Origin of the sequence: Alistipes sp. An66 (assembly GCF_002161445.1) — a bacterium.
In the GTDB taxonomy this organism is placed as follows: Bacteria; Bacteroidota; Bacteroidia; order Bacteroidales; family Rikenellaceae; genus Alistipes; species Alistipes cottocaccae.
This window is the reverse complement of the sequence record NZ_NFHT01000023.1, coordinates 1-26,033: the sequence shown is the minus strand read 5'-3', so window position 1 is coordinate 26,033 and position 26,033 is coordinate 1. Positions and strand designations below refer to the sequence as shown.

At 59.5% G+C, this 26,033-nt stretch carries 19 protein-coding genes and 1 tRNA gene; 5 read left to right on the top strand and 15 right to left on the bottom strand.

Annotation, left to right across the window (positions count from 1 at the left end; all coding sequences use genetic code 11):
* Positions 1–377: 377 nt before the first annotated feature.
* Both B5G16_RS11670 and B5G16_RS11665 read right to left on the bottom strand, forming a co-directional pair.
* Entirely contained in the window at positions 378–2,207 is a 1,830-nt protein-coding gene (locus B5G16_RS11670) for a RagB/SusD family nutrient uptake outer membrane protein (RefSeq protein WP_087264058.1), read from the bottom strand.
* A 13-nt stretch (positions 2,208–2,220) separates the two neighbouring features.
* Complete coding sequence (locus tag B5G16_RS11665; protein ID WP_239406098.1) at positions 2,221–5,376, bottom strand: SusC/RagA family TonB-linked outer membrane protein; 3,156 nt, start codon at positions 5,374–5,376, stop codon at positions 2,221–2,223.
* Positions 5,377–5,599: 223 nt separating this feature from the next.
* Between B5G16_RS11665 and B5G16_RS11660 the strand changes: the two genes are divergently transcribed.
* Complete coding sequence (locus B5G16_RS11660; RefSeq protein ID WP_087264056.1) at positions 5,600–6,193, top strand: HdeD family acid-resistance protein; 594 nt, start codon at positions 5,600–5,602, stop codon at positions 6,191–6,193.
* A gap of 110 nt (positions 6,194–6,303) precedes the next feature.
* Here B5G16_RS11660 and B5G16_RS11655 read toward each other — a convergent pair whose 3' ends face one another.
* The 10 genes from B5G16_RS11655 to B5G16_RS11615 form a co-directional block, all read right to left on the bottom strand.
* Positions 6,304–8,814 (bottom strand): tetratricopeptide repeat protein, encoded by a 2,511-nt coding sequence (locus B5G16_RS11655; RefSeq protein WP_143260888.1) that lies wholly within the window; start codon positions 8,812–8,814, stop codon positions 6,304–6,306.
* A complete protein-coding gene (locus tag B5G16_RS11650) occupies positions 8,811–9,308 on the bottom strand; it encodes a DUF3868 domain-containing protein (protein ID WP_087264051.1) in 498 nt (165 codons plus the stop codon). Before B5G16_RS11650 ends, B5G16_RS11655 begins: the two co-directional genes overlap by 4 nt.
* Before the next feature lie 12 nt (positions 9,309–9,320).
* Positions 9,321–9,914: a DUF3575 domain-containing protein gene (locus B5G16_RS11645; protein ID WP_087264049.1), complete on the bottom strand. Its 594-nt coding sequence runs from the start codon at positions 9,912–9,914 to the stop codon at positions 9,321–9,323.
* Between the two features lie 248 nt (positions 9,915–10,162).
* Complete coding sequence (locus B5G16_RS12800; RefSeq protein WP_204228104.1) at positions 10,163–10,312, bottom strand: hypothetical protein; 150 nt, start codon at positions 10,310–10,312, stop codon at positions 10,163–10,165.
* A 72-nt stretch (positions 10,313–10,384) separates the two neighbouring features.
* On the bottom strand, positions 10,385–10,969 hold the full coding sequence (locus tag B5G16_RS11640) for an RNA polymerase sigma factor (RefSeq protein ID WP_087264047.1): 585 nt from the start codon (positions 10,967–10,969) through the stop codon (positions 10,385–10,387).
* 263 nt (positions 10,970–11,232) lie between these two features.
* Positions 11,233–12,135, bottom strand: coding sequence for a cation diffusion facilitator family transporter (locus B5G16_RS11635; RefSeq protein ID WP_087264046.1), 903 nt, complete (start codon positions 12,133–12,135; stop codon positions 11,233–11,235).
* Between the two features lie 147 nt (positions 12,136–12,282).
* Complete coding sequence (locus B5G16_RS11630; protein ID WP_087264044.1) at positions 12,283–14,334, bottom strand: glycoside hydrolase family 20 protein; 2,052 nt, start codon at positions 14,332–14,334, stop codon at positions 12,283–12,285.
* A 328-nt stretch (positions 14,335–14,662) separates the two neighbouring features.
* The gene (proS, locus tag B5G16_RS11625) at positions 14,663–16,147 is read right to left on the bottom strand and encodes a proline--tRNA ligase (RefSeq protein WP_087264042.1); all 1,485 of its coding nucleotides are present in this window, start codon (positions 16,145–16,147) and stop codon (positions 14,663–14,665) included.
* A gap of 94 nt (positions 16,148–16,241) precedes the next feature.
* A complete protein-coding gene (locus B5G16_RS11620; protein WP_239406097.1) occupies positions 16,242–17,936 on the bottom strand; it encodes an OmpP1/FadL family transporter in 1,695 nt (564 codons plus the stop codon).
* A gap of 24 nt (positions 17,937–17,960) precedes the next feature.
* Positions 17,961–19,079: a hypothetical protein gene (locus tag B5G16_RS11615; protein ID WP_087264040.1), complete on the bottom strand. Its 1,119-nt coding sequence runs from the start codon at positions 19,077–19,079 to the stop codon at positions 17,961–17,963.
* A 299-nt stretch (positions 19,080–19,378) separates the two neighbouring features.
* Here B5G16_RS11615 and B5G16_RS11610 point away from each other — a divergent pair.
* From B5G16_RS11610 to B5G16_RS11595, 4 genes are all read left to right on the top strand, one after another.
* Positions 19,379–19,468, top strand: a tRNA-Ser gene (locus B5G16_RS11610).
* Positions 19,469–19,698: 230 nt separating this feature from the next.
* Entirely contained in the window at positions 19,699–20,916 is a 1,218-nt protein-coding gene (locus B5G16_RS11605) for a site-specific integrase (protein ID WP_087264038.1), read from the top strand.
* Positions 20,917–20,927: 11 nt separating this feature from the next.
* Positions 20,928–21,281, top strand: coding sequence for a hypothetical protein (locus B5G16_RS11600; protein WP_087264036.1), 354 nt, complete (start codon positions 20,928–20,930; stop codon positions 21,279–21,281).
* A gap of 528 nt (positions 21,282–21,809) precedes the next feature.
* Complete coding sequence (locus B5G16_RS11595) at positions 21,810–23,048, top strand: BACON domain-containing protein (RefSeq protein WP_162612068.1); 1,239 nt, start codon at positions 21,810–21,812, stop codon at positions 23,046–23,048.
* 89 nt (positions 23,049–23,137) lie between these two features.
* Here the strand turns inward: B5G16_RS11595 and B5G16_RS11590 are convergent, their stop codons facing one another.
* The 3 genes from B5G16_RS11590 to B5G16_RS11575 form a co-directional block, all read right to left on the bottom strand.
* Entirely contained in the window at positions 23,138–23,443 is a 306-nt protein-coding gene (locus tag B5G16_RS11590; protein WP_442856548.1) for a helix-turn-helix domain-containing protein, read from the bottom strand.
* Positions 23,444–23,734, bottom strand: a complete 291-nt coding sequence (locus B5G16_RS11585) for a helix-turn-helix domain-containing protein (protein WP_087264030.1) — start codon at positions 23,732–23,734, stop codon at positions 23,444–23,446. It lies immediately after the preceding gene.
* Positions 23,735–25,203: 1,469 nt separating this feature from the next.
* The gene (locus B5G16_RS11575; RefSeq protein WP_087264026.1) at positions 25,204–25,875 is read right to left on the bottom strand and encodes a hypothetical protein; all 672 of its coding nucleotides are present in this window, start codon (positions 25,873–25,875) and stop codon (positions 25,204–25,206) included.
* Positions 25,876–26,033: the final 158 nt, after the last annotated feature.

The window sequence follows — 26,033 nt, the reverse complement described above, 5'->3', positions numbered from 1 at the left end:
TTGTCAACACCATAAGTCTACTCTTTTTTAGTTTTTTGTTGATTCCCTATACAAATCTAAAAAATCTGTAGACTTTTTTATTTATCCTTCTCCAGACACACTTTTGGGAACAGTATCAGGGAGGACCTCAATGGTTCTCCCTGTTGCTTTGGGTTTTGAGCTGCGGATTTGTCCCCGGCGGCCTCAAAATGCCCCTTTCAGGGGCCGGGGAAGGGTCGGATTCGGAATCAGAGTCAGGAGGCGGCCGCCCCGTCAGAACTCTGCCATCGGACGAAAAGCCCTATAATGCAACCGCCTCCCGATCTGTGATCCGGGAGGCAGGCAGGTCAATTCTCTATCCGGAACCATTCATCACATCCCGGACAGGCCGCCCCCGATCAATACCCCGGCGTCTGCACCATGTCGGGATTGGGGTTCGATTCGAACTCCTTGGTCGGAATCGGCATGGCGTAGTTCCGATCGGTCCAGAGGATTGTCGTCTTCGCGGCTCCCGGACCGGAGATCGTCTTGTAGTAGTCCGTCTCCTGCTGACCCAGTTTCAGCAGCCGCACGTACTCCCACCACCGCATCTCGCCGAAAAACTCGGCCCACAACTCGTACAGCAGCGGATCGTTGGCCAGATGGTCCGTCTCGTCGACCGTCCGCGTGCGGGCATTCAGCGAGGCGTAGTCCACCGGCGAGGAGCCGTCCACCGGGTAGTTGTAGGCCCGGCGGTGCACCTTGTTCACGTATTCCAGCGCCGTGGCGGGATCCGAATCCTTCAACAGCAGCGCATACATCAGGTAGATCTCCGGCAGACGGATGAAGTAGATGTTATAGCCGGCGACGTTGCGCGTGGCGTCGGCCAGATGACCTTCAAGGTAGTTGTACTTGCGCACCGGCCAGCCGTAGAAGGTCTCGGGATCGTTGCCCGTCGTCGAGGAGGTGTCGACCCACCACTTGTCGAAATCGACCTGTGCGACCTTCCGCGAGGCATTCACCCCGTCGATGGTCATCTGCACCTCGTCAATGAAGGGTTGCAGGGCGCAGACGTACAACCGCGGATCGGGACCGTCCGCCTCGCGTCCGAGCTCGTCGCGGTGCTTCTGTTGCTGGGCCAGATAGGCCTCGTCGAGGTAGTACTCCGTCTCGCCGCCCTCCCCCTGGCGCGACTTCATCACCGCCTTCGACTGCGGCGTCGGATCCGTATATCCGAAGCGTCCCAGGTTGCGGTCGTGCATGTACTGGTTGCCGTAGGACATCGCCGTGCGCGTCCCGTCCGGAGCGATGCAGAAGGGCGGATAGTAGAGCGACAGCGTCGAACCCGTATTGGGGCTTCCGTAGGCGGCGCCGCTCGTCGGATCGGCCCGGTTGCCCACCTCGTAGAACGACTCGCTGTTGTACTCGTACTCGTCGTAGCCGTTGAACATCATGCGGTAGCGGTCGAAGGATTCCAGCGTCTTGCCGCTGTTGTCGATGCAATCTTTCAGGTAGGTCGCCGCCAGCTCGGTCTGCCCGGCGAAGAAGCACGCCTTGGCCCGGAAAGCCTTGGCGGCCCACACCGTCACGCGGTGCGGATCGGTCTGCGTGAGGAGCCCGACGGCACGGTCCAGGTCGTCGATGATCGCCTGGTAGCAGACGCCTGTCTTCTCGCGGCCGATGTACATCTCCTCCAACGTCTTGGGGACCTTTTTGACGATCGGGATCCCGACCCCTTCGCTGTCGGGCTCGCCGTAGAGCGAGAGCATGTGCCACCAGTAGTAAGCCCGGAAGAAGAGGCATTCGCCCTCGTAGTTGTTCAGCGCCTCGGTTTCAGATTCGGGAGCCGAAGTCCGGTAGGCGGCGATCTCCTCCATCGCCGTGTTGGCATAGTAGACACCTTCGCTCAACGCCGTCCAGGGATCGGTTACCTTGTTGTTCCCGACCTTGACCTGCCCCGTGCAGATGTCGATCCAGCCCTGATCCTCGTGCCAGAGCAGGTCGATCGTATGATCGAGGCAGTACATCACATAGCCTGCCCAGTAGTTGCCGAGGAAATACCAGTGGTGCTGGACGCCGTAGACCGAGTTGACCAGCAGGTCGACATGTTCGATCTTCGTGGGGAAGTTGCCCGGCGAGAGCGAGTTCGGGTCGTTGAGTTCGAGCCAGTCGCTGCCGCAGGTCGTCGTCAGCAGGGCCGTCGTCGAGACCGCCGCAAGGTTCCGTATGTTTCGCAGAATGCGTTTCATGATTCGATGTCGATTAAAAGTTCAGATCCAGGCCGAAGGAGACCATCCGGGTCTGCGGATAGGTGCTGCCGTAATAGATGCCGTAGGCGGTCTTCGTGGTGTTCGAAAATTCGGGGTCGAGGCCCGAGAATCCGGTGATCGTCCAGAGGTTGGTGGCCGAGACGTAGATCCGCAGGCGGTCGATCCCCGCCTTGCGGGTCCAGCGCCGCGGGAAGGTGTAGCCCAGCGTGATGTTCTTCAACCGCAGGTAGGAGCCGTCCTCGACGAAATAGTCCGAATAGCGCTGATAGTTGAGGTTGGGATCCTTGACCGGGGCGTTTCCGTTCGCGGCGTCGAGCGCCATGATCCGCGGGCGGTCCGTCAGGCCGTTGCCCATGAAGCAGGAGGCTCCGAAGACGGCCGCCGTCGTGTTGGAGCTCTGCTGTACACTCTCGGTGTAGGAGCGCGCGAGGTTCATCACGTCGTTCCCGGCAATGCCCGCGAAGTCGGCCGCGAAGTCGATTCCGCGCCATTCGAGCGAGATGTTGAACCCGTACTGCACCGTGGGCCAGGGGTTGCCGATGAAGGTGCAGTCATCGTCGTTGATCGTCCCGTCGCCGTTCACATCGACGTATTTGAGGTCCCCGACGCCCGTCAGGCGCTGGTGGTAATAATCATAGCCGTTGGCCTGCGCCCGGGCGTTGAGTGCGTCGATCTCCTCCTGCGAGGTGATCATGCCGTCGGTCTTCAAGCCCCAGAAGCTGCTGATGGGGCGTCCGTTGACCGTCTTGCAGGGGCTGGGGCCCGTGTTGGGATGCCCGCCACCACCGTAGATGTAGGCCGTCGGGAGGCCCAGGTCAACCACCTGGTTGCGGTTCTGCGAGACGTTGCCGCTGATGGCGTAGTTGAAATAGCCGATGTTGTTGCGGTAGCTGACGAGCAGCTCCCAGCCGCGGTTGTCGATGCGCCCGAGGTTCACCGGCATGGTGCTCATGGTCCCGAGCGACGAGGGCGAGGTGATGCCCGACGAATTGGGGACCGACAGGGCGTAGATCATGTCGCGGGTGATGCGCTGATACCAGTCGAAGGAGATCGACAGGCGGTTGCGGAAGAGATCCACGTCGATACCGACGTCGGTCGTGTAGATCGATTCCCACTTGATGTCCTCGTTGACGACCTTGATGTTGTTATAGCCGCCGACGGCCGACGTGCCGTCGAACGAATGGCTCGTGACGTTCTGGAACGCCGCCATATAGGCGAAGGCATTCAGCGCCTGGTCGTTGCCGAGGATTCCCCAGCTGAACCGCGGCTTGATCATCGAGACCCAGCTCGGATTCCACGCCTTGAAGAAGGGCTCCTCGGAGATCTTCCAGCCCACCGACACCGAGGGGAAGACGCCCCAGCGGTTCCTGGGGCCGAATTTCGGCGAACCGTCGCGGCGGACGTTCATCGTCAGCAGGTAGCGGTTGTCGTAGGCGTAGTTCAGACGCGCGAACTGCGAGAGGAAGCGGTCTTCGCTCAACGCGCCCGAGGCGCTCTTGGTGGGGTTCGTCGAGAGGGCGAACGACAAGGGGTCGTTGATCGGGAAATCCGAGGCCGTGGCCGAGAGGTCGGCCAACTGGGCGCTCTTGGCCTCGTAGCCGACCATCATGCGCAGGTCATGCTTGCCGGCGAAGACCTTCTCGTAGGAGAGCGTCGCCGTGAAGGTGTACTGCTCGTCGTAATCGAACGCCTTGGTGTAGCTGTCCTTCGAGGGCGAACGTCCCAGCGTGTTGGCTTCGGAGAAACTGTCGTCGAAGCCGCCTCCGAGCTGCGCCGAACCGGTCAGATTGAGTTTCAGCCCCTTGACGATCTCCCAGTCGATGAACAGGTCGCCGTTGACCATCAGATCCGACTGCTTCTGATGGTGGTAGGCGATGTCGGCCACGGGATTGGCGCCCGAGAAGTCGATTCCGGCGGGAATGGCCGAGAAATCGCCGTCCTCGTCATAGACGCTCATGTAGGGGATCGAGACCCAGGGGAACGACTCCGTATAGGGGTTTCCGCGCAGCCGCGCCAGGTAGATGCGCGTCCCCACGGTCACGGATCTGGCCACCTGGTAGTCGACGTTCAGACGGGCGGAGATCCGCTCCCAGTAGTTGTTCATCTGGATGCCGTTCTCACGTTCGTAGCCGCCCGAGAGGTAATAGCGGAGGCGTTCGCTGCCGCCCGTAAGCGAGAGGTTGTAGCTCTGCTCGATGCCGGGCTGGTAGATCTCGTCGACCCAGTCGGTGTCGGGCAGCGCCGCGGGATTGTCCCAGATCGGATAGCTCACGCCCAGCTCCTTCATGACGCGGATGTAGTCCTCGGTCCCGAGCATGCGGTACATGTCGGTGTACTGACGCACGCCGACATGGCTCGTGAACGAGAGTTTGGGTTTGGCGTTGTAGCTGCCCCGCTTGGTGGTGATGAGCACGACGCCGCCGGCGGCCCGCGATCCGTAGATGGCCGCGGCGCTGGCATCCTTGATCACCTCGATGGATTCGATGTCGTTGAGATTGTAGCCGCTGTTGTTGTCGCAGGCCACGCCGTCGATCACGAAGAGCGGGTTGAGACCGTTGATCGAGCCCACGCCGCGGATCACGATGTCGGAGCTGGCACCGGGTTTTCCGCTGGTCTTCGTGACCATCACGCCGGCCACCTTGCCCTGCAAGGCCTCGGCCACCGAGCGGGCCGGGATGTTCTTGATATCCGACGCCTTGATCGAAGCGATGGAGCCCGTCAGGTCGGACTTCTCCTGCGTGCCGTAGCCGACGACCACGACGTTGTCGAGGCGTTCGGCATCCTCTTCCAGAACGATATCCAGCTTCGGGCGGTTGAGAACCGGCATCCGGAGATTTTTGTAACCGACATAGGAGATGAGCAGCGTGGAGCGTGCGGGAACCGTCAGCGAGAAGCTTCCGTCGGGTCCGGAGATCGTACCGGAGACGGTCGGCGCATCCTTGACGACGATCGTGGCCCCGACCAGCGGATTTCCCTGAACATCGGTCACCGTGCCGGTCACGGTACGGTCGGGGAGCTGCCTCCCGGGGGCGGCATCCGGATCTTCGGGGTTTTCATCGGCCCGGGCCGTAGCGCAAAGCCCGCACAGCAGAAGCACGACGCACAATATGTGCCGACCCGTATAAACCAAGTCGAAATTTTTCATCATCGTAATTTGGGTTTATGCCTTTGCCGCCAATCGGAGTGCCAAAAGCAGCTCGCACAACGAACTCGCTGTTTGTCAATAACTTAACCACAAACACCGAAAGCCCGGAGTGTGGAATTCCGCCACAGGGCGTGTGGAAAAAAATCCACACCCGTTCCGGCCGGGACCGACTTCCGGTGCAGCTCCGGCATGCCGATTGCAGGAGGAAAACAAAATTCCATACGCTATGAAAAATCTGACCTTTTGGATTGAAAGTTCGAAACAGGCCGTCCGTTACTGGTGGCTGTTGCTGCTCGTGGGCATCGCCCTCTTCGTGATCGGGATGCTGACCTTCGTGTTCCCGGCCCGGAGTTACGTGGGGATGTCGATGCTCTTCGGGTGGGTGATCCTCCTCACGGGGATTCTGGAAGTGCTCCTCGCGACGGCCAACCGCCACTTCGTCACGGGACGGGGATGGATGCTGGCCGGCGGGATCATCGAGATCGTACTGGGCGTGATCCTGATCCTCAACGTCGGACTGTCGGCAGCCACACTGCCGTTGTTCCTCGGCTTCTGGCTCATGATGCGCGGGTTCAGCACCATCGGCCTGGGCGGCGACATGCGGGCGCTGGGGATCACCGGTGCGGGATGGACCATCCTGACGGGCATTCTGCTGGTGATCTGTTCGCTGGGCGTGTTGCTCCAACCGACGGCATTCGGAGCCACGGCCGTCGTCGTCTGGGTGGGCGTCACGCTGCTCTTTGCCGGAGTCGCCGCCGGATCCCTCGCCCTGCAACTCCGCAACGCCCACCGCTGTTTCGAAGAAAACGGGCGTCGCTGACACGACGCCTCTTCCCGAAAGCCGTTCACCCCTGCCGTCCCACCGGACGACAGGGGGTGAATCCGTTTTTACACATCCATACGGGCGTCGAGCCGCCGGACCGGTCCCGCCTACTGAAAATCCTCGCGGAACAATCCGTACCTGCGGATCAGACGCGAGATCTCGGGATCGAGATTGCCGCGGTATTTCAGGTTCTCGCGCAACTCGACCGCACGCAGGAAATACTGCACGGCCCGCTCCTCGTCCTCCAGCCGGGCGGCCAGAATGGCGAGCATATACTGGATGTCGGCCGTCGTCGCAGCTTCGGGCTGCGCTTTCAGGATCCGGTAGGCCGCGGCATCGTAGCCGAGCGACAGGTAAGCCAGTGCGGTATTGCGGTCCTCATAGGGGCGCAGGATCGTCAGCGCCTCCTCGTAGCGGCGCTTGCGGAGCAGCTCCACGGCGTGCATGTAGTTCGAGTCGACCTCGGTGGTGTAGACCGTATCCTGCTTCATGCCCCGGCGGTGGAGGTTGAAGCGGAAATCCACGGCCCGCATCTGGGGGTAGATCACGCTCCGCATCCGGGCGTATGCCTGGGGGTATTTCAGCCGGATGCGCCATTCGCGCGTATCGGGATTCCCCTCCCAGCGGATCATGTCCAGAATCTCGGCCTTGTTTGCAAGGAGCGTATCGGCAGCCGCCAGCCGGTAGAGTTCCTCCCAGTCCTCGGCCAGCCACGTCGAGCGCAGCAGGTTCGGCAGGTCGGGCAAACGGTCGTCGCTGTCGGCAACGACCTGGCGTCCCTGTTCGTCGAGCGTGTAGTTCCCGGCGATGTTGAGCGAGTCGTAGAGTACGCGGAACTCCGAGACAAGCACACGCCGCAACGCCTCGGCACGTTCGCGCGCCAGCCGGTCGTTGAGGGCCCAGGCGCCCTCGGGGGATGCCGTGGCGCGGAGCGTGATGCTGTCGATGATGTAGACCGGATCGGTCATCAGATCGCGCGTCAGCGACCGCACGGCGGCGATCTGACGCCGGTTTTCGGGCAGCGTGTCGACCAGCGCGGCCTTCCCGACGGGGAACGTGAAGAAGAAGCGCGCATTGGCCTCGGCGTCGCGCAGCACGATCCGCTGCATGTAACGGGTCCGCTCGTCGAGGAAGCGCGTCATCGACGCCACGTTGTAGACCAGCGTATCCGAACGGGGAATCCGGTAGGAGCGGCCCGCACGGTCCTGGACCTCTCCGGCAAGATAGAGATAGAGTTTCGAGGTGTTCTCGTCGGCCTGCACCTGCTCGGTGTAGTAGTAGTCGATGCGGCCGTCGGGGCGGTAGATCACCGTATCGAGCCGGGCATCGACATGGTAGGGATGGCGGACCAGCCGGTCGAAGGCCTCCCCGCGCCCGGCATCGAGCCGCCGGTTGCGGTCGACCAGCCGCTGCCGCAGCATGCTCTCCCGGACGGCCGCCGTATCGAGGCTGTTCAGCATCCGCAGCCGGTCCTCGACATAGAGCCGGTGGATCCGGTCGTTTTCGAGCAGCGCGCTGTCTCCCATGACATCGAGCAGCCCCTCGATCCGGGGGCGCTGGCGGCCCGTATGGTCCAGCCGTTCGGCGGCCAGTGTCCGGAGTTCGGCTCCGGAGGCTGCATCCACCCCTGCGGAGACCTGCCGGGGGCGTTCCGCCAGTGAACGGATGTATGCCTCGCGTTCGCGCCCCTCCCCGACCGGATAGGCGCCGTCGATGCGCGTGAAGAATTCGCCGCCGGGCAGCACGTCGACACCCTCGCAGCGGAAACGCGGGGCAAAATAGTCATTCAGATGATCGAGCCGGTCGCCCGGATCGGGCACATAAGTCGTATGCCGCTTCACGAAACGGTCCGTCGTACGCACGTAGCGTTTCAACTGCCGCTCCTGCCGCTGCCGCTCCTGCACGGTGGTCCATCCGGCCACCTCGTCATACATCGCCTCCCCGGGGCTCATCCCCTCCAGGCGCGCGGCAGCTGCGGCGTACCGGGCACGTTCGCCGGCCATCCGCTCCATGTAACGCCGGTAGGCGTCGTGGTCGGCGAACCGGTCGAAGAAGTCGGCGCTGTCGACGATCCGGCCCAGATAGGCGTCGTAACGTCCGTACTCGCGCTCCTGCATGGCGCGGAAGCGCCCGCCGCTGTACACCAACGGATCGAAGAGCAGCGTATCGGGACCTTTGCGCAGGTGCGGATCGACGACCAGCTGCCAGTCGAGGTCCTGCAAGGCCTGCGGCACCGAGACGATGAAATCGACGTTGATCTTGCCGTTGCGCTCGACGAGGTTGCGGCGGTTCGCAGCCGAGATGACCACCTCCTCGATGGCCACCGACATCATCTTCTCGCCCGACGCCGAATCCACGGCTACGGGGGTCAGAAAGAGCTGTGTTCCGTCCTGTTTGCGGAAGGTGATGATCTTCGGGGCGCGTGCGGAGTCCGCGGCGGCGCGTTCCAGCGCCTCCGCGCGGTTCGGGGCCGGAAGGTGCACGCCGACCTCGGGATCGCGGTCGGCCAGCCGGCGGATCCCCCCGCAACCGGCCAGAAAGGACCCGACGACAAGGGCCGCCGCCGCGTATCCCAACCATTCACGCCGTACCATCACACCGAAAAGGCTTCGCTTCATTCCCGTGCGGTATCCACCGCCCCGTTGACATCGACCGTGAAGACCCGCCGCCTGCCGCCCGGCGAGGTCTGAACCTGCCGCAGCACGAGCGTCGCATCGTCCATCCAGCTTTCGTAGGGAACCTTCATCTCATAGCGGAACACCTGATCGGTCTTGCCGTCGGCTTCGATCGTCAGATAGGGCTGCCGCTCGGCCCAGTAGGCGCCCGAGAGTTTGCGGCGGCGCTCCATCATGTGCTGCTGGTAGCGGCCGTTGATGAGCACGTGCGGAAAGAGCTTCACCGAACGACGGTCCGGCGTACTCAATTCGGGCAGGATCGCCCAGCTTTGCGAACGGGTCACGGCCTTGCGCGAGACCGCGATTTCCAACGACAGGTGCAGTTCACCGTTCCGTTCGGCCAGGACCTTGCGGGTCACGGCGACCTCCCCGACGATCTGGGCACGAAGCGCGCCTCCGAGCAGCAGGAGGACACAAAGTATGCAATATTTTTTCATGCGGGGCACCGTTTATTTCTTGGAGTTGAACAGATAGACGAACGAAACGCCGAGCTCGGTCGGGATCGGAAGCCAGCGCACCCGATCCGGGCACGGGCCCTGCTGCGGATCGCGGAACAATTCGGCATGGTAGCGCAGACGCCCCACGCCGGCTCCGGCCGAGAGTTCGATGTTCCAGTGTGGGCTGACGTAGAACTGATAGCCGATGCTGAATCCGGCACCGACGAACGATCCCGTATAATATTTCTGATGAAGCCCCGGCAGAATCTGGTCTCCGAAAAAGGGGAACCGGAACCCTCCGACCTCGAATTCCCCGCCGATGAGATGTGCGCCGAAATAGAGCCGCGTATACTTCTCGGCCACCCAGTAACGGTATTCGGGGCGCAGGAACCAGTGCTGGATCTTGTTGTCGGGGCTGATGGTCCAGGGGTTGTAGTTCGCCGTAAGGCCGACGGTGGAGTGTTTGCCGACAGCCATCTCGACTCCGAGATTGGGAGTCATGGCCGCCCAGTAGAGCAAATTGGTCTTCATGGCCACCTGCTGTGCAGAAGCTCCGCAACAGCCGCAGCCGAGCCACAGAAGCCACAAAAAGAGTTTTTTCTTCATCGGGCAGGATTTGGTTTCGTCCGCCGGCCCGGATCAGGGCGGAAGCCGGAAACGACACACCCTCACCCTCGCCGACAAATTGCACAAAAGTGCGGATAAAAAGAAAAAACAAGAGTATCATATACGATACATTTACAACAAAAGGGCAACGCAATATCAGAAAAGGCCCGCCCGTCCGGATCGGAAGAGCGGGTCGTAATAAACATGAAGGGCGCCTCACGGCGCCCTTCCCCATCAAAAATTAACCCTTAAAAATTATCCCCGTTCCGAAGGATTTCCGAGAGGTAATGGTGCAGAAAACACAGATCCGCATCACCCTGAATCACCTCGCGCATGATCAAATCCTCATCTTCGGAGATGGCGTTGTTTGCAAGCTCGTTTTTGTCAAGATCCTCCATAGGCGTCGTCTTTGTCGTTCAAGAGAGTTGTCGTACATATAACGTACACCGCCGAAGGAATATTGTGCCGGATCAGCAAAGAATCAGATTTTTTTCCTTGATCATCCGTCGCAGGTTGATCAGCGCATAGCGCATGCGTCCGAGTGCGGTATTGATGCTCACGTCGGTCTGTTCGGCAATGTCCTTGAAGCTCAACCCGGCAAAATAGCGCATCATGACGACCTCGCGCTGCTCGGCGGGCAGGAGTTCGATGAGTTTGCGCACGTCGCGTTCGATCTGCTCGCTGACCATCGAATCCTCGACCGTGCGTTCGGCGAAACGGAGGGTTCCGAGCATGTCGTAGCCCGCCTCGGCTTCGGATACGGACTTATCCTGCCGCTGTGCGCGGAAGTGGTCGATGACCTGATTGTGCGCAATACGAAGGATCCACGAGAGGAATTTCCCGTTGTCGGTATAACGACCCTCGTCGATAACCCGTACCGCCTTGATGAAAGTTTCCTGGAAAATATCATCGGCGACATCCCGGTCCTTGACCATCATGTTGATGTAGTCACGGACTCTTCTGCTGTACCGTTCGATGAGTTTGGATATGGCGCTCCGATCTCCGGAAAGATAATGATTAAGCAATACCTGATCACTTAACACCTGTGCGTTCATACTCTTTTCTACCAATTAGTTACAAAGAGTAGATTCTTTCCCGATAGGCAATTTCTTTAAGCGTTTTGTTCAATCCGTTAACCGTGTCGCCCTTCCCCAACCGTTCCGGTCGCTCCTGATTCCGTTTCCGTCACCGGGACCCCGCGAAGGGGAATCGACGGTGGCAAGGTAAACATTTTTCCCGAAAAAAACAAATTTTTCCACTCTTGTGAACAATTTCGTCTTTTTCGGGCGACACAGTGCAAAAACCGTACCGAATGCCGTCAGCATTTGACGGGCTCGACGTGAATGGCAATCATGGTTCCCTCGCCGAAACGTTCACGCAGCCGCTGCTCGATGTCGACGGTCAGTTCGTGCGACTCCTCGACGGTCATCTTCCCGTCCATGCGGACGTGGACCTCGATGGCGATGGCGGCACCGATGCGCCGTGTACGCAGGTTGTGGGGCTCGCGGACCCGGGGATTCGCGGCGACGATCCCGAGAATCTCCTTCTCGACCTCCTCCGGCAGGGACTGTTCGAGGAGTTCGCCGAGCCCGGTACGAATGAGGTCGAAGGCGATTTTGAAGATGAACACGGAGACAATCAATGCGGCAATGGGATCGGCGATGCGCCACTTGTCGCCGAGGAAGAAGGCGCACCCGATTCCGAGGAGCGTCCCAAGGGAGGAGAGGGCATCGCTGCGGTGGTGCCAGGCGTTGGCGACGACGCTGGGGCTGTCAATCCGGCGTCCGACGCGAACCGTATAACGGTAGAGGATCTCCTTGACGAGGATCGACACGGCGGCGGCGACGAGCGCCACGGCGCCGGGTCTCGGAAGAAGCCCGCCGTCGATGACGGTGCGGATGCCGCGGATGCTGTTGACGAGGATTCCGGCGCCGACGACCCCGAGCGCAATGCTGATGATGATCGTAGCGAGTGTTTCGTACTTCCCGTGTCCGTAGTCATGGTCCGTATCACGGGGTTTTGCGGAGATGCGGGCAAAAGCGATGACGACGATATCGGTCGCCAGATCGGAGAATGAGTGCACGGCGTCGGCGACCATGGCGCCGCTTCGTCCGACGACACCGGCGGCGAGTTTCAACAACGACAGGACGAGATTGACGACGAGCCCCACGAAGGTCACGCGATAAATCTCCCGTTTACGACAATCGGCATCACACGACATAATCAAGCGACAATTTATCCGCACCAAAAATACGAAAAAAATCGATGTGCCACCCCTGCCAACCGACCTTTTCGAGCCGTTTCTCCGACCGGTTCCTTCACACCGTCCAACCACATGCACAGACCGCAGCCGGCAAGTCTCCGCAAATCAGCGGACCACGATCTCGTCGGTGAAGAGCCAGCCGCCCGACCGGCCGTTCGAAAGCGCACGATAACGCACGAAACGAGCCCGGTCCTCCCCCGTCCAGCCGAAGGACCGGTAGACCGGCCGGTGCTCCTCAACGGGATAGTCGTTCTCCACGGTGGCGAGCTGCCGGAAATCCGCACCGTCGTCCGAAACCGCGATCTCGACCCGCGCCGGAAGCCAGATCCAGGCCGAATACCACTGGATGAAATCGGCCGTCACTTCCCGGATCGGTTTCACAGCCCCCAGATCGACCGTCACCTCCACAGCTCCTCCCAGAAAACCCTGCCAACGGGTCGCATAGCTCCACGAGCCGCGCAGACCGTCGGTCAGCGCCTCCGCGCCGCCCGCCGGATAGGAGCGGTGCCACGGCGTGCCGTACGCAACGGGGCACCCCACGGCGAGATGCTCCGCCGGTTCGCGCGATTCGGGGCGTTCGCCCTGCTCGGCTGCAAGGTCGAAGGCGTTGTAACCCGCCTCCCGCGCCCGGGCCGTGCGCCAGAGCGCCCGCTGCCGGAATTCGTCGTAATCCCGTCCCTCGACGGGGCTCCACGCCACCTCGGCCAACGCAAAGGCCCGCGGATAATACATGTATTCAGCCTGTTCGGGCGTCGGGATGTACTCCGTCCAGAGATTGGCCTGCACGCCCAGCACGTGTTCCCGTCCCGGCATGTCGGCCGGCGCCGGATCGTATCCGTAGACCTTCCACAACGGAAGATATCCCGAGAAGGCCTGGGGCTCGGTCATCGGGTTGTCCTGATAGCCGTCGAAATAGCAGTATCCGCCGGGGGTCATCACCACGTCGTGCCCCGCGGCGGCAGCCTTCCGTCCGCCCTCCTCGCCGCGCCACGACATGACGACCGTGCGCGCCGGGATGTCGCCGCCGTCGAGAATCTCGTCCCAGCCGACCATCGTGCGCCCCTGCGCTTCGAGGAAGCGCCCGACGCGCCGCATGGCCCAGTTCTGCAACTCTTCGGGGCTCTTCAACCCTTCGCGCGCCATCCGGGCCCGACACCTCGGGCAGGAGGCCCAGGCCGCCGTCGAGGCTTCGTCGCCGCCGACGTGGATATACGCCGACGGGAAGAGTTCCAGCACCTCGGTCAGGACCCGTTCCAGGAAACGGAACGACGCCTCGTTGCCCAGGCACAGCTCCCCGCAGCCGTCGGGACGCCCCGGACACCCCAGCTCGGGGAAGACGGCCAGCACCTCCTCGGAGTGTCCCGGGAACTCGATCTCCGGGACGACGGTGATGTGCAGCGAATCGGCGCAGGCGACGATTTCGCGAATCTCCTCCTTCGTATAGTAACCGCCTGCGGCCCGCGGATCGTCCCGCCGGCAGTAGCTGCGGTCACCCATCCACCACTCCTTCCAGGTCGCCCCAACCCGCCATGCGGCGACCTCGGTCAGCAGCGGGAATCGGTCGATCTCGATCCGCCAGCCCGCGCCGTCCGTCAGATGCAGATGCAGCCGGTTGAGTTTCAGCGAAGCCATCATGCGCAGCTGCTTGCAGACAAACTCCTTGTCGAAGAAGTGGCGCGACACGTCGAGATGCAGCCCCCGCCATGCGAACCGGGGTTCGTCGACGATCTCCCGGGCCGGGATCCGCCCGCCGTAATATGCATGCAGTTGCAGGAGGGTCTGCCAGCCGTAAAAGAGCCCTGCGGCACCGCGGGAAGCAATTTCAATCCCTTCGGGCCGGACCGCAAGGCGATAGCCCTCCTCCGAAGCGGGCAGCTCCGGAGCATCGTCCAACCGGAACCGCAGCGCTACATCACCGCTTCCGGCCGCTTCTTCGACACAGAGGATCGCCCCGCCGCGAAGCAGAGCGGAAAGGGGGCCGGCCACCGAATCCGGCGCTTCGATCGCGAAGGCCAACGGTTCCCGGATCGTGAAGTGGCCCGGGAGTTCCTGAACGGAGGCAGGTCTGGGAATCACAATCGGCGAGGTCTCTTTCGAAGCGCAGGCAGCGCAGGCGGACAGCAGAAGCAGTGCGGTCAGCAGACGGAGTCTATTCATGACGAAGCGTTTATCGGAGGTTTCCACAAAATCGTTTACAATATTAGTCATTATTCCGGAAAAATCCATACGGGACCCGCCGGAAGTTTTCCAGTTCCGAAAAAGCCGGAGGGGCCGCGATCCGCAGATCGCAACCCCTCCGATTCAATCACCGGCCCAGCCGGGCCCTGTATCTCTCGCATCCGCGCTCCGGATTACACGGGCTCCCATCCCTTCCGGGTTACACACACTCCTCCCTCTTTCCGAGCCTCTTCCTCTTTCCGGGCCCCTTCTGCTTTCCGGGCCCCTTCCGCCCCTCCGGATTACGCTCGCTCCCGCACCCCTCGGACTAATAGCTGCGGGCGAAGAGCACGCGGCGGTGCGACGGTTTCCCGGAGAAGACGCAGACGCCCTCCTCTTCGGGAGCGTCGATCGGAATACAGCGGATCGTGGCCTTCGTGGCATCCTTGATCGCCACCTCGGTCTCGACCGTCCCGTCCCAGTGTGCGGAGATGAAGCCGCCCTTCGTATCGAGCACCTCCTTGAACTCCTCCCACGTATCGACCTTCGTGATCATCGAGTCGCGGTAAGCCAGCGCCTTGCGGTAGATGTTTTCCTGAATTTCGGTCATCAGGCCCTCGATCCGCCCGACGAGTCCCTCCTGCGGCACGGTCTCCTTTTCGAGCGTATCGCGGCGCACGAGTTCGATCGTTCCGTTCTCCATGTCGCGGGGTCCCATGGCCAGACGCACGGGTACGCCTTTGAGCTCGTACTCGGCGAACTTGAAGCCCGAACGCACGTTGTCGCGGTCGTCGATCTTCACCGAGATGCCTTTGGCCTTCAACCCGGCGGCAATCTCCTCGAAGCGCTTGCGGATCTCCACAAGCTGCTCCTCGCCCTTGTAGATGGGGATCATCACCACCTGGATCGGGGCGAGTTTCGGCGGCAGCACCAAACCGTTGTTGTCCGAGTGAGCCATGATCAGCGCACCCATCAGACGCGTCGAGACGCCCCACGACGTAGCCCAAACGTATTCGAGCTTGCCCTCCTTGTTGACGTACTGCACGTCGAAAGCCTTGGCGAAGTTCTGACCCAGGAAGTGCGACGTACCGCTTTGCAGGGCCTTTCCGTCCTGCATCAGGGCCTCGATCGTGAGCGTATCCTCGGCGCCGGCGAAACGCTCGTTGGGAGACTTGTGTCCCACGACCACCGGAAGCGACATCCACTCCTCGGCGAACTTCTGATAGACGTGGATCATCTTCGTGGCCTCCTCGACGGCCTCCTCACGCGTGGCATGCGCCGTGTGCCCCTCCTGCCAGAGGAACTCCGCGGTACGCAGGAACAGGCGCGTGCGCATCTCCCAGCGCACGACGTTGGCCCACTGGTTGCAGAGGATCGGCAGGTCGCGGTACGACTGGATCCAGTTCTTGTAGGTGTTCCAGATGATGGTCTCCGACGTCGGGCGCACGATCAGCTCCTCTTCGAGCCTGGCATCGGGATCAACCACGACGCCCTTGCCTTCGGGATCGTTCTTCAAGCGGTAGTGCGTCACCACGGCGCACTCCTTGGCGAAACCTTCGACGTGGTGCGCCTCCTTCGAGAAGAAGGACTTGGGGATGAAGAGCGGGAAGTAGGCGTTCTGGTGTCCCGTCTCCTTGAACATCTTGTCCAGCGCGTCGTGCATCTTCTCCCAGATGGCATAGCCGTAGGGTTTGATGACCATGCAGCCGCGCACGGCCGAATTCTCGGCCAATCCGGCCTTGACCACCAGATCGTTATACCACTGCGAGTAGTTTTCGTCCGATTTGGTGAGGTCTTTGAGTTCCTTTGCCATAGCGTATTTTGATTTTACTTCGTTTCGTGGCGCAAATATACAAAAAATAAGGGTTCGCCCAGCGGCGAACCCCCAGAATTATCCGAAGAGGGCGTCAGAAGCGGAATCCGAGCGTCACGGCCACATTGTGCCGGTTGATCGAGGTGGAGTAGCGAGCACTTTCGGCCATGCCCGTATTGTCCTCCGCATAGAAGAGGTAGTAGTCGGTCAGATCCGACGAGAGATACTGGTAGGCCACGTCGAGCAGGACGCCGCGCGCCAGCACGAAGCCCACTCCGGCTCCGTAATAGGTCGTCTGACGGATCACGGGCGAGGCGAGAATCGTCTTGTCGTCTTTGAGCATCGACCCGCAGTACCCGAACCCGGCACGCAACGCCAGCGCCGGAAGCGGCTTGAACTCGGCACCCACCCGGAGGATGTTCGCCCCCTTGAAGTTGTCGCGGAACGTGTCGTTGTACCACAAATCGGAATCCAGTCCCGTCGGATTGTTCTTCATGCGGATTCCGTTGTACCAGTCACGCTCGTAATCCACCGAGATCACGCCACGATTGCCGAACGTGTACGAAGCTCCGAACAAGAGCCGGGTCGGCGAGACGAACGACCAATTATTGGCCCCTTCATAGGCCACCAGCGGCGAAGTCATGTTCGGGTCACCGGCCGTGGAGATGAAACCGTCGCTGTCGGGCGTCACATTCGAATCGGTATTGTTGTTGGCATAGGCCAGACCGGCGGCAGCACTCTGGAACTTGTAGTCGAGCGCATAGTAGGTCGGCGTATGGATGGCAGCGCCGATGCGCAGGTTCGCGAACGGCCGATAGACGAATCCCAACTTGAAGTTAATACCCGTACCGTCGATAACGACATCCTGATTGAGTTTCCACCACAGCAGCTGATAGTCGAGCCCCGAGGGTCCGTGTCCGTCGGCTTCCGCTCCCGTACCTCCGCCGTAAAAGAACTCCTCGCCGTAGTCGATGTACTTGTGCTGATAGACGCTCTGAATGCCGAGCGTGGCTCCGAGGTAAAACCTGTTGTCGATGTTGAGTCCGGCCGAAAGCGTGTATTCCCCGATCGAACCGCGGCTCCGCATGGAGGTGAAATGGGCGATGTCGGCATCATTCCCGACCCACGTAGGCTTCCAGGTTGCGGGATCGTTCGGATCGGTCTGGTCGATCAGGAAACCGCGATAGGCCAGCGCCGCATTGAACAGTTCGACAGGCACCCGGTCCCAGTTCCAGTTTCCGGAACCTCCGTTGTTGTAGAACCCATTTTTCGAACGGTCGCTCCAATTGAGCATCCGCGCATAGGCGTCACCGACCGTAGCCTGTTGTCCCCAACGCTGATAGGAGTAGTCGTAGTTGAGATCGGCAATCCGGTTGTATCCGAAGCCGAAATTGACGCTCACAAGTTTTCCCGAGCCCTCATAGACATTGGCCACACCGCCAATATTGGCCATGGAGAAGCGGTCCCGGCGGTTGCGGCCGTAGGGATCGGCGTTCGACTCCGCGCGGATGAACGACATCATCGGCGTGATCGAAAGATCGTTGTGCCGGTACATGCCCAGACCGGCGGGGTTGATCGACATCGACGAAAGGTCGGCGCCGAGCGACGTGAAGGCCCCGGCCATGGCCATGGCACGGGCCGTTCCGAAGTTGAACTGCGTCTGCGAAAGTTCGATCATGTCCGAAGGCATCAGCAGATCCTTGTCCAGCAGCAGACCCCCGGCCTGCCCCTGTGCCGCCGCGGTTCCCGTCACGGAAACCGCAGTCAATATGATAATCCATCGTTTCATACCCATCTTTTTTGCATCCATTCATCACCGTCCACCCGCATTGCGCGAACTGCCGCCCGAAGGGCGGGTACCTGCACCGCCGCCACCGCCGCCGAACGAGGGCGAAGAACCCCGGTTGAACGAAGAACTGCTTCCGCGGTCGAAGCTGTTGCTGCCACGGTTGTAATTGTTGTTCCACGAATTGCCGCTGTTGCGGTACGAGCGGCTGGAATTGTCGTAGTTGCCGGAACCGTTGTTATTCCGGATTCCGAAATAGGAGCGTTTCCCGCCGTTCCCGCGCGAAGGAGAAGCATCCGAAGGGGCTGTCCCGTAACGGAGTCCCGATCCGTAACGCTGTCCAGAAGGCGACGTGTAGGGATTCGGCCGCCGCACCATGCTCCCGTAATAGGGGCGTGAGGATCCGTGACCTCCGGCCCAATAGGGGTGGTAATGACCGTACCATCCGGGGCCCCATCCCCACGCCGGACCCCACCAGGGATCATACCACGAGGCATACCACGGGCCCCAGGCTCCGTACCACCCGTAATACCAGGGGTTGTACCAGGCATTCCAGCCGACACTCCACCCCCAGCTTCCGAATGCAAAGCTCGGGCCCCAGGGCCTCGTCCAGCCGTAATACCAGGGATCCCAGAGCACCGTACCGCCCCAGGTTCCGAACATCGAGGTGATGTACTTGGGCTCGACCCAGACCTGGTCTCCCGAGATGATGATGTTGTAGAATGCCGGGTCGTAGGCCGACGCGTAGGTGAATGCCGAACTGTACCGGGCGTCGAGGTAGCTGGACGGCATTTTGTAGGTAGGCGATTCGAAGCCCCTCAAACGACGGGCATAGGCGCTTTCGTAGTCGTCGGCGAGAATGCTTTCGTAGGGGTTCGCATCGGGGGAAGTATACTCATAATACCTGTTTTCGGCGGCAGCGGCCTCGGCCTCTGCAATCCTTGCCTCCCATTCGGCTTTCCGGGCCTCGGCGGCGGCGCGCTGCGCCTCGGCTTCGGCCTGCTGCCGGCGGGCGATCTCGGTGCGGTCGTGCACGGCATAGAGATCATCGGAGGCATATCCGGTCGCGGCGCGGAACGTCGACGAACAGCCGACAGCTCCTGCCGAGAGGAGAAGGATTCCGATAAAAACCTTGAACTGTTTCATAGCGCACATTGGTTTGCGTTAGTTGCTTTCTCTTGAAAAACGAAAATCGTACCGCTTTTAGTATCGTTCTGCTCTATAAACGGATTTCGGGAATGAATACTGCAATGGGGCACCCTGCAAAGATAGGATTTTTCGGATCAAAAACGGGATTTTGGGAAGATCGGGCAATTATTTTCAGCATCAGCGACATTTTTTTGGGTCCGAACGCTGCAAAAATAAAAATATTGTCTATATTTGCAGTCCCAAAACGTCAATTCCCGGATTCCACGGAGGAGGGAAGCGACGGAAGGGAGACCGAAGGAGAGATGCCGGAGTGGTCGATCGGGCCGCACTCGAAATGCGGTGTACGGGCAACTGTACCGGGGGTTCGAATCCCTCTCTCTCCGCCAAGGGGGTTTGACAAAAATCCCGAAATCCCTGTAAGTGGCTCACTTACAGGGATTTTTGTTTTTGAGGAGTGGACAAATAAAACCCTTCGCAGCACCCTTTCGGGTGGCAATTCGGCGCCATTTCCGGGACTGCCACCGGACGAAGGTTCTTATTCGCTGATTGTCTGCATTTTGCATGCCTCGATTTTGCGCGTTGTCACGTAATTTTACAACCGTAAAACACAAGAGTCATGTATCCGGAAAAATCATCTTTGAGCATCTCGTTCCACATCCGTCGGACGAGACCGAACAAGCGCGGGGAGGTCCCCGTGTGCGTCCGCATCACGGTCAACGGCCAGCGCACCGACACCACCATCCACACAAGCATCCGCCCCGAGTTGTGGGACGACAAACGCGGGCAGGCCTCACCCCGCTCGGCACTGGGCAAAAGCGTCAACCTCTACCTCGAAAACGTCCGCGCACGCTTCATCCACGTCCACCGCGAACTGGAATTCGAGCAGCAGCCCTACACCGTGCACGATGTGCTGGGCCGCTTCCTGGGGCGGCGCCCCTCGAACCGCCACACGCTCGTCGAACTCTTCCGCGAGCATAACGACAGGTGCCACAAACTGGTGGGCATCGACCTGGCGGCAGCCACGGCCGTGCGGTACGAAACCTGCCTGAAACACACGCTGGCCTTCATCCGCCACCACTACCACAGCGACGACATGGATCTGGACAAGGTCGACCGCCGCTTCATTGAGGAGTTCGAGTTCTACCTGAAAACGGCCTGCAACTGCTGCCACAACACGGCGACGAAGTATCTGAAAAACTTCAAGAAGATCACCCGCATTGCGCTGGCCCGCAAGTGGATGCAGCAGGATCCCTTCGCCGAGATCCGCTTCAAGCTGCTGCCCGTACAGCGCGAGATGCCCGAGAAGGCGGAGATCGACCGCCTCCTGCACAAGGAGATCACCATCCCGCGGCTGGCGCAGACACGCGACATCTTTATCTTCTGCTGCTTCACGGGGCTGGCCTTCTCGGACATCAAACAGCTTGCGCCCGAGCATCTGGTCACCGACGTACAGGGGCGCCGCTGGATCCGCAAGCCGCGCAAGAAGACCGGCAACATGTGCAACATCCCGCTGCTGAAAATCCCCGAGCAGATTCTCGAACGCTACCGCACCGATCCCGAATGCGTGGCGCACAACGTGCTGCTGCCCGTGACGAGCAACCAGAAGATGAACGCCTACCTGAAAGAGCTGTCCGACATCTGCGGCATCCGCAAGCAGCTGACCACGCATTGCGCGCGCCACTTCTTCGCCACCTACACGCTGGCCTACGGCGTCTCGATCGAAAGCGTGGCCAAGATGCTCGGCCACTCGAACGTCAACATGACGCGCCACTACGCCAAGGTGCTCGACCAGACCATCCTGCACGAGATGGACAAACTGCCCGAGGAGTTCTGACCGCAGCCGAGATGAATACAAGAGACTTTCGGGGGTCGATCACGATCGACCGCGGACGCGTCATCCTGCGCCGCAACACCGAGGGCGAGGTGTGGCTCACCCGGTCGGAGATCGCCCGTCTGTTCGGAGTTTTCGAGGCGGCCGTGCGGGCCAACATCCGAGCCATCTACCGCTCGGAAGCGCTGCGCATGGGGCGCACGCAGCGGATCGTCTACGGCGTGGAGTTCTACAATCTGGAAATGATCGCAGCCTTGTCCTTCCGGCTGCGGAGCCTCGAGAGCGAAGCCTTCCGCCGCTGGCTGCTCCGCCCCGCCGGGCCCGAGATCCGGCTTGTGGCAATCAACGGCAAAGAGCCGGTCTGCTGACCGGTTGCGCCACTACGGAGGAACCCGACACCCGCACCCGGCCCCAAGGGCTATTTTCTGCACACGGCACGGACGCTGTCTCTCTTTGCGGAGGCGGCGTCCGTGTTGTTTTGCCGAACATCCGGAGACGGGGATCCCCGCACCGGGGATCGGAGCCTCCTCCCGGAGTCGCCCCCACATTTCCCCTGCGCCGAAGTCGATCGACAGCGCATTTTGGAATATGCCCAAACGACAAAAATATGCCCAAACAACAATTGCGAAAATGCCTATTCGACAAAAATATGCGATCCTGACAAATTCAGCACGACGGGGAGACCGCAGCCTCGGATTTCTCGATTTTTTTATCTACTTTTAGTCAGTCATTCCCCTATCGACACACCCTCTCGGGCAAAATTTCCAACACGATATATACCACATAAAGCCCAAAAACATTTCCAACCCGGTCTATCCGGAGTCCGGTTATGACAATACACCGCCCATGCTGAAAAAACTGCACATACAAACGAACCCATACCAATCAATATGCGCATGAAATCATTTTACCTGCTGGCACTTGCTGCCGCCCTTGCCTTTACAGGCTGCAAGAAGGACGATGGTGGTGATCCCCGTCCCGGGAACCTGACCATCGAGAAGACCGAATATGCACTTGACGCCGTCGAAAATCGGACCGCAACGGTCGCGTTTACCGCCGCGGCCGACTGGACGCTCTCGGTCGTGTACGACGATGCCGAATCCGCCGCCGACTGGCTGACCGTCGCGCCCGCGAGCGGCACGGCCGGCGAACAGACCGTCGAACTGTCGGCCGCCCGCAATTTCCGGGCATCGGATCGCACGGCTTATGCCGATCTGGTCTGCGGGGAGCAGAGCGTGCGGCTGACCGTCACCCAAACAGCAGCATCCGACGCTACGGATTTCACCGCCCAGTTCGACCCGGACTTTGCGAAGGAGTTGCAGAAACAGGGTATTATCGCCGATGCGGAAAATATCACGTCGGCTGACATGGAAAAGATAGCCGCAATGACCGAACTGGATGTTTCGGGGACTTATGAAAACCCCGGCACCCTGACCGCCCTGCAAGGGATCGAGTATTTCGAATCGCTGACGTTCTTGAAGTGCGACTCCAATCAGTTGACGACGCTGGATGTGAGCGCGAACACGGCGCTGACGTTCTTGAAGTGCAACTCCAATCAGTTGACGTCGCTGGATGTGAGCGCGAACACGGCGCTGACGTATTTGTACTGCCACTCCAATCAGTTGACGAAGCTGGATGTCAGCGCGAACACTGCGCTGACGTATTTGTCCTGCTCCTCCAATTCGTTGACGAAACTGGATGTTAGACAGCATACAGAGCTGATGAATTTGTCCTGCTCCTCCAATTCGTTGACGTCGCTGGATGTGAGCCGAAATACGGCATTGACGGATTTGTGGTGCGAATCCAATCAGTTGACGGAGCTGAATGTCAGCGCGAACACGGCACTGACACAGTTGGTCTGCAACGCCAATCAGTTGACGGAGCTGGATGTTAGACAGAATACGGCGTTGACAGGGTTGTGGTGCTACGACAATCAGTTGACGAAGCTGGATGTCAGTGCGAACACGGCGCTGAGGTGGTTGTCCTGCGAAAACAATCCCGGCGACGGGGTGTCGACATTCCCGGTCAAGGCCTGGTTCGACAACGATACGAAACCGGACAATTTGGAGCTTGACAAAGAGCAGTGGACGTACGGCGGCAAGACCATCACCATCGACTTCCAGAAGGCGGAGTAGCTTCGCCCTGCTTTCTATTGGGCGACGCGCCAAAGGCGGTCCGGAGCACTCCGGGCCGTCTTTCGTTTGCCGACAAGCCCCCGCCGCCATTACGGCAAACCGAAATAGTGCTCTTCCAACATCCGCTCGATATCCGACTCGCGATAGAGAATCTTGCCGCAGATGCAGTAATAGGGAATCTCATGCGAGGAGCGATGCTCCTGCAGCGTACGGCGGCTGATCTTCAACCGCTCCGACAACTCGCGGTCCGTCAGGTAGCGTTCGCCGCCCAGCATCGGGCGGTTCAACTCCACACAGCGGTCCAGATCCCGCTCCAACTGCTCCAATGTGCGGAGCAGTTCCTCCGGACGGTCGTCCGTCCGATAAACCGACTGGTTCTCCATTGCCGTACGCATTTACCGTTTGCTCCCGCTGCGGAGGGCCGACGCCGCCAACAGCCGCTCGACATCCTCGGTTTTGTAGTAGATCTTGTGGCGGATCTGCGTGCAGGGCAGCAGTCCCCGTTCGCGGTAACGCTGCAAGGTCCGTTTCTGAATGTTCAGCAGCAGGCACACCTCCTCGTTGTCGAGCCAGGGTTGCAGCGCCTTGTCCTGTCGGCGGCACAGCTCCGACACCCGCCTTGCCAGCGCCTCGATGCGCGCGACCAGGCGTTCGTAACTCCGTTTTTCAACCATCATGTACTCCATAATCTTTTGCGTTTAGGGTTCCGGGAGCGAAGATAGGGCTTCCCGGGCCGATTGATCCGCCATCGGCGCGCTATGGCAGTGGTTGGCGTCGGTGTGGCACCGGTTGGCGTCGGTTGCGGGGGTGCGACGCCTCCCAAAGAGCGGGATTCGGGCGAGCCGTTCGGGGTCCAAACGGCTCGCCGGAGGATCGGCATCGGGGCGGAATGCTGGCGGGGTGTCCGGGATTCCGCGCCGTCCCGGGAGTGCCGCCCGGGCGGATGGCATCCGCTTCGGCCGCAAAGATACCGCAGAGCCATCGGGCCGGGGCGCATCGGGCCGCAGGCGGTTTTGCCGCCGATCTTCCTCGACGCGCCAGGGCTGTTCGGGGATTCAGCGGCGGCGGACGAGCGTATCGGCGTCAAAAATCCGCCCCGGACCGGGCTCCGCGGTGGAGGCAGACGTCCGAACCCGGATACCATCCGCACCGGCTCCGTCACGGCACCGAAAATCCATCAAAGAGACGCCCCTGCCTTTCATTCCACGCGATGCGCAACCTCTACCCTACCTTCACGCCTCAACCGACCTCGGAGGTGTACACTCCTCGGAGAGGCGTTCCGCTTCGCATCCACCGTTCCCGGAAAACCTCCGACCTTCCACCCGGCATCGAGCCCCCGTCCTTCCATCCATACTGACATCAACAAAACAGCGTATCAATAAAACAGCAGAAAAGTGTGCCAACACAACAGCGAAACAGCACAACAAAGGGTTCGCAAAACAACACAACAGTAAAACAAGAGGGGCATGAATTCAGGACGTCAAGACTTCTCGGCGTCAGTACGTACTGAAGTCAGTCCGTCAGTACTGACGTCAGTCATTCAGTCAGTACGTCAGTCAGTACTGAATGCAGTCAGTCAGACGCTTATTGAGATTCGAGCGACTCCGGAACTGTTCATTTTGACCGGTTTTGTTCCCGATGCGGGCTTCGGGAACGGGATGATTCGCCTCTTCAGATTGGCCGGCGAACAAGCGGGAACGGGACGTGATATTCGACCCGTTTTTGAGTCCCCGGGACATGATATGTTTCGGGACTCGGCAAGCTGTGTTTTCAGTTACGCGAAATAGATTTCGTAACAGAAAACAGCTTGCCCGCAAGGGGGGGGGTTGAAAACTCCTCCGAAGTCGTCGTTTTTTACCGGGCACCCCGTGTGCCGAATGCGAATTCCGGTTCTTCAAGATGTCTTCACCCATGCCGCCTGCAATTCTCGCAAGCGGGACCCGAAAACGAGCCGGAATGGATACAAAAACGGGGATGATTTTACAAAATCATCCCCATCAAACAGGCGTTATTCCATCCGCTTTTCGTCCCTAAAAAGCACTTAAAACCGAACGATATTCCGGCAATTCGGCATGCTTTTCAAGGGCTCAAACCACCTTCAATCCGGCATATCCACCGATCATTTTGAAATTTAAATCGAGCACATCCAACTTTTTTATTTAAAATATAGCAATCCGTTTTTTACTTCTATATGATGTATAATCGGGACGTTATCCGGGGTGTTAAACGGTTTCCCGTCTTCACCGTATTCTACAATATTGGCTTGGAGTTCCATGGAATATGAATTATCGGATTGAGTGATCGCATTAATGCCCATGTGTTTATTGAACACCAATTTCGCATCGTTATTCGTCAAAGCAATAATTGTCAAATAGGGCATTTCTCCACCATATGGCCAACCAATAAAAGCCAGGGCAACAGCCTGCTCCGACAAAGTGATTGGTATAAAATATTGATTATTGGTATATTGTTGATAGCTCCTCTTCGATAATCCATAAGTATATCTCCAATTATCCGGTTGTCTTAATTCGAATATTTTTTGGCTATTCGAATAAATTGTAATAACATTGAAAGTGTATTCGGAATCATCCCACTGTTCTAAACAGCCCGTTTTTATATCATAGTTCTGCGTCCCCATAGAAACGCTTATAGGGCTATTCAATGTATACGATAAGTTTTTTATTTCGGGCATATCGTAAAATGGCTCAATCATGGATGGATTTGTTTCTATCAATCCATTAGCATCAACCTTAAATATAGATGTTTCCGTCTGTGCCTGAACGGCCAAACTGAAAATCAGCGCTGCAATAATTGTTAAAGCTCTCATAATTATTTGTATATATAAAATTCAACTTGACTATGTTATCTGGTAGTGTTTCAAAAAGTGTGTCTGGGGAGGTGCCTTCAGATTCTTCAGATATGCAAATATAGCGATTCTTGGTTTCAGAACAACACGCCGCGGCGTGTTGTTCTTCTTTTTGTGTT

Bases quoted from the DNA above. Each gene is read 5' to 3' on its own strand.
- B5G16_RS11640 (WP_087264047.1), bottom strand. From the start codon at position 10,969: ATGAACGCACAGGTGTTAAGTGATCAGGTATTGCTTAATCATTATCTT.
- B5G16_RS11665 (WP_239406098.1), bottom strand. From the start codon at position 5,376: ATGATGAAAAATTTCGACTTGGTTTATACGGGTCGGCACATATTGTGC.
- B5G16_RS11630 (WP_087264044.1), bottom strand. From the start codon at position 14,334: ATGAATAGACTCCGTCTGCTGACCGCACTGCTTCTGCTGTCCGCCTGC.
- B5G16_RS11595 (WP_162612068.1), top strand. From the start codon at position 21,810: ATGAAATCATTTTACCTGCTGGCACTTGCTGCCGCCCTTGCCTTTACA.
- proS (WP_087264042.1), bottom strand. From the start codon at position 16,147: ATGGCAAAGGAACTCAAAGACCTCACCAAATCGGACGAAAACTACTCG.
- B5G16_RS11575 (WP_087264026.1), bottom strand. From the start codon at position 25,875: ATGAGAGCTTTAACAATTATTGCAGCGCTGATTTTCAGTTTGGCCGTT.
- B5G16_RS11600 (WP_087264036.1), top strand. From the start codon at position 20,928: ATGAATACAAGAGACTTTCGGGGGTCGATCACGATCGACCGCGGACGC.
- B5G16_RS11670 (WP_087264058.1), bottom strand. From the start codon at position 2,207: ATGAAACGCATTCTGCGAAACATACGGAACCTTGCGGCGGTCTCGACG.
- B5G16_RS11620 (WP_239406097.1), bottom strand. From the start codon at position 17,936: ATGAAACGATGGATTATCATATTGACTGCGGTTTCCGTGACGGGAACC.
- B5G16_RS11645 (WP_087264049.1), bottom strand. From the start codon at position 9,914: ATGAAGAAAAAACTCTTTTTGTGGCTTCTGTGGCTCGGCTGCGGCTGT.
- B5G16_RS11650 (WP_087264051.1), bottom strand. From the start codon at position 9,308: ATGAAAAAATATTGCATACTTTGTGTCCTCCTGCTGCTCGGAGGCGCG.
- B5G16_RS11635 (WP_087264046.1), bottom strand. From the start codon at position 12,135: ATGTCGTGTGATGCCGATTGTCGTAAACGGGAGATTTATCGCGTGACC.
- B5G16_RS11660 (WP_087264056.1), top strand. From the start codon at position 5,600: ATGAAAAATCTGACCTTTTGGATTGAAAGTTCGAAACAGGCCGTCCGT.
- B5G16_RS12800 (WP_204228104.1), bottom strand. From the start codon at position 10,312: ATGGAGGATCTTGACAAAAACGAGCTTGCAAACAACGCCATCTCCGAA.
- B5G16_RS11615 (WP_087264040.1), bottom strand. From the start codon at position 19,079: ATGAAACAGTTCAAGGTTTTTATCGGAATCCTTCTCCTCTCGGCAGGA.
- B5G16_RS11590 (WP_442856548.1), bottom strand. From the start codon at position 23,443: ATGCGTACGGCAATGGAGAACCAGTCGGTTTATCGGACGGACGACCGT.
- B5G16_RS11605 (WP_087264038.1), top strand. From the start codon at position 19,699: ATGTATCCGGAAAAATCATCTTTGAGCATCTCGTTCCACATCCGTCGG.
- B5G16_RS11655 (WP_143260888.1), bottom strand. From the start codon at position 8,814: ATGAAGCGAAGCCTTTTCGGTGTGATGGTACGGCGTGAATGGTTGGGA.
- B5G16_RS11585 (WP_087264030.1), bottom strand. From the start codon at position 23,734: ATGGAGTACATGATGGTTGAAAAACGGAGTTACGAACGCCTGGTCGCG.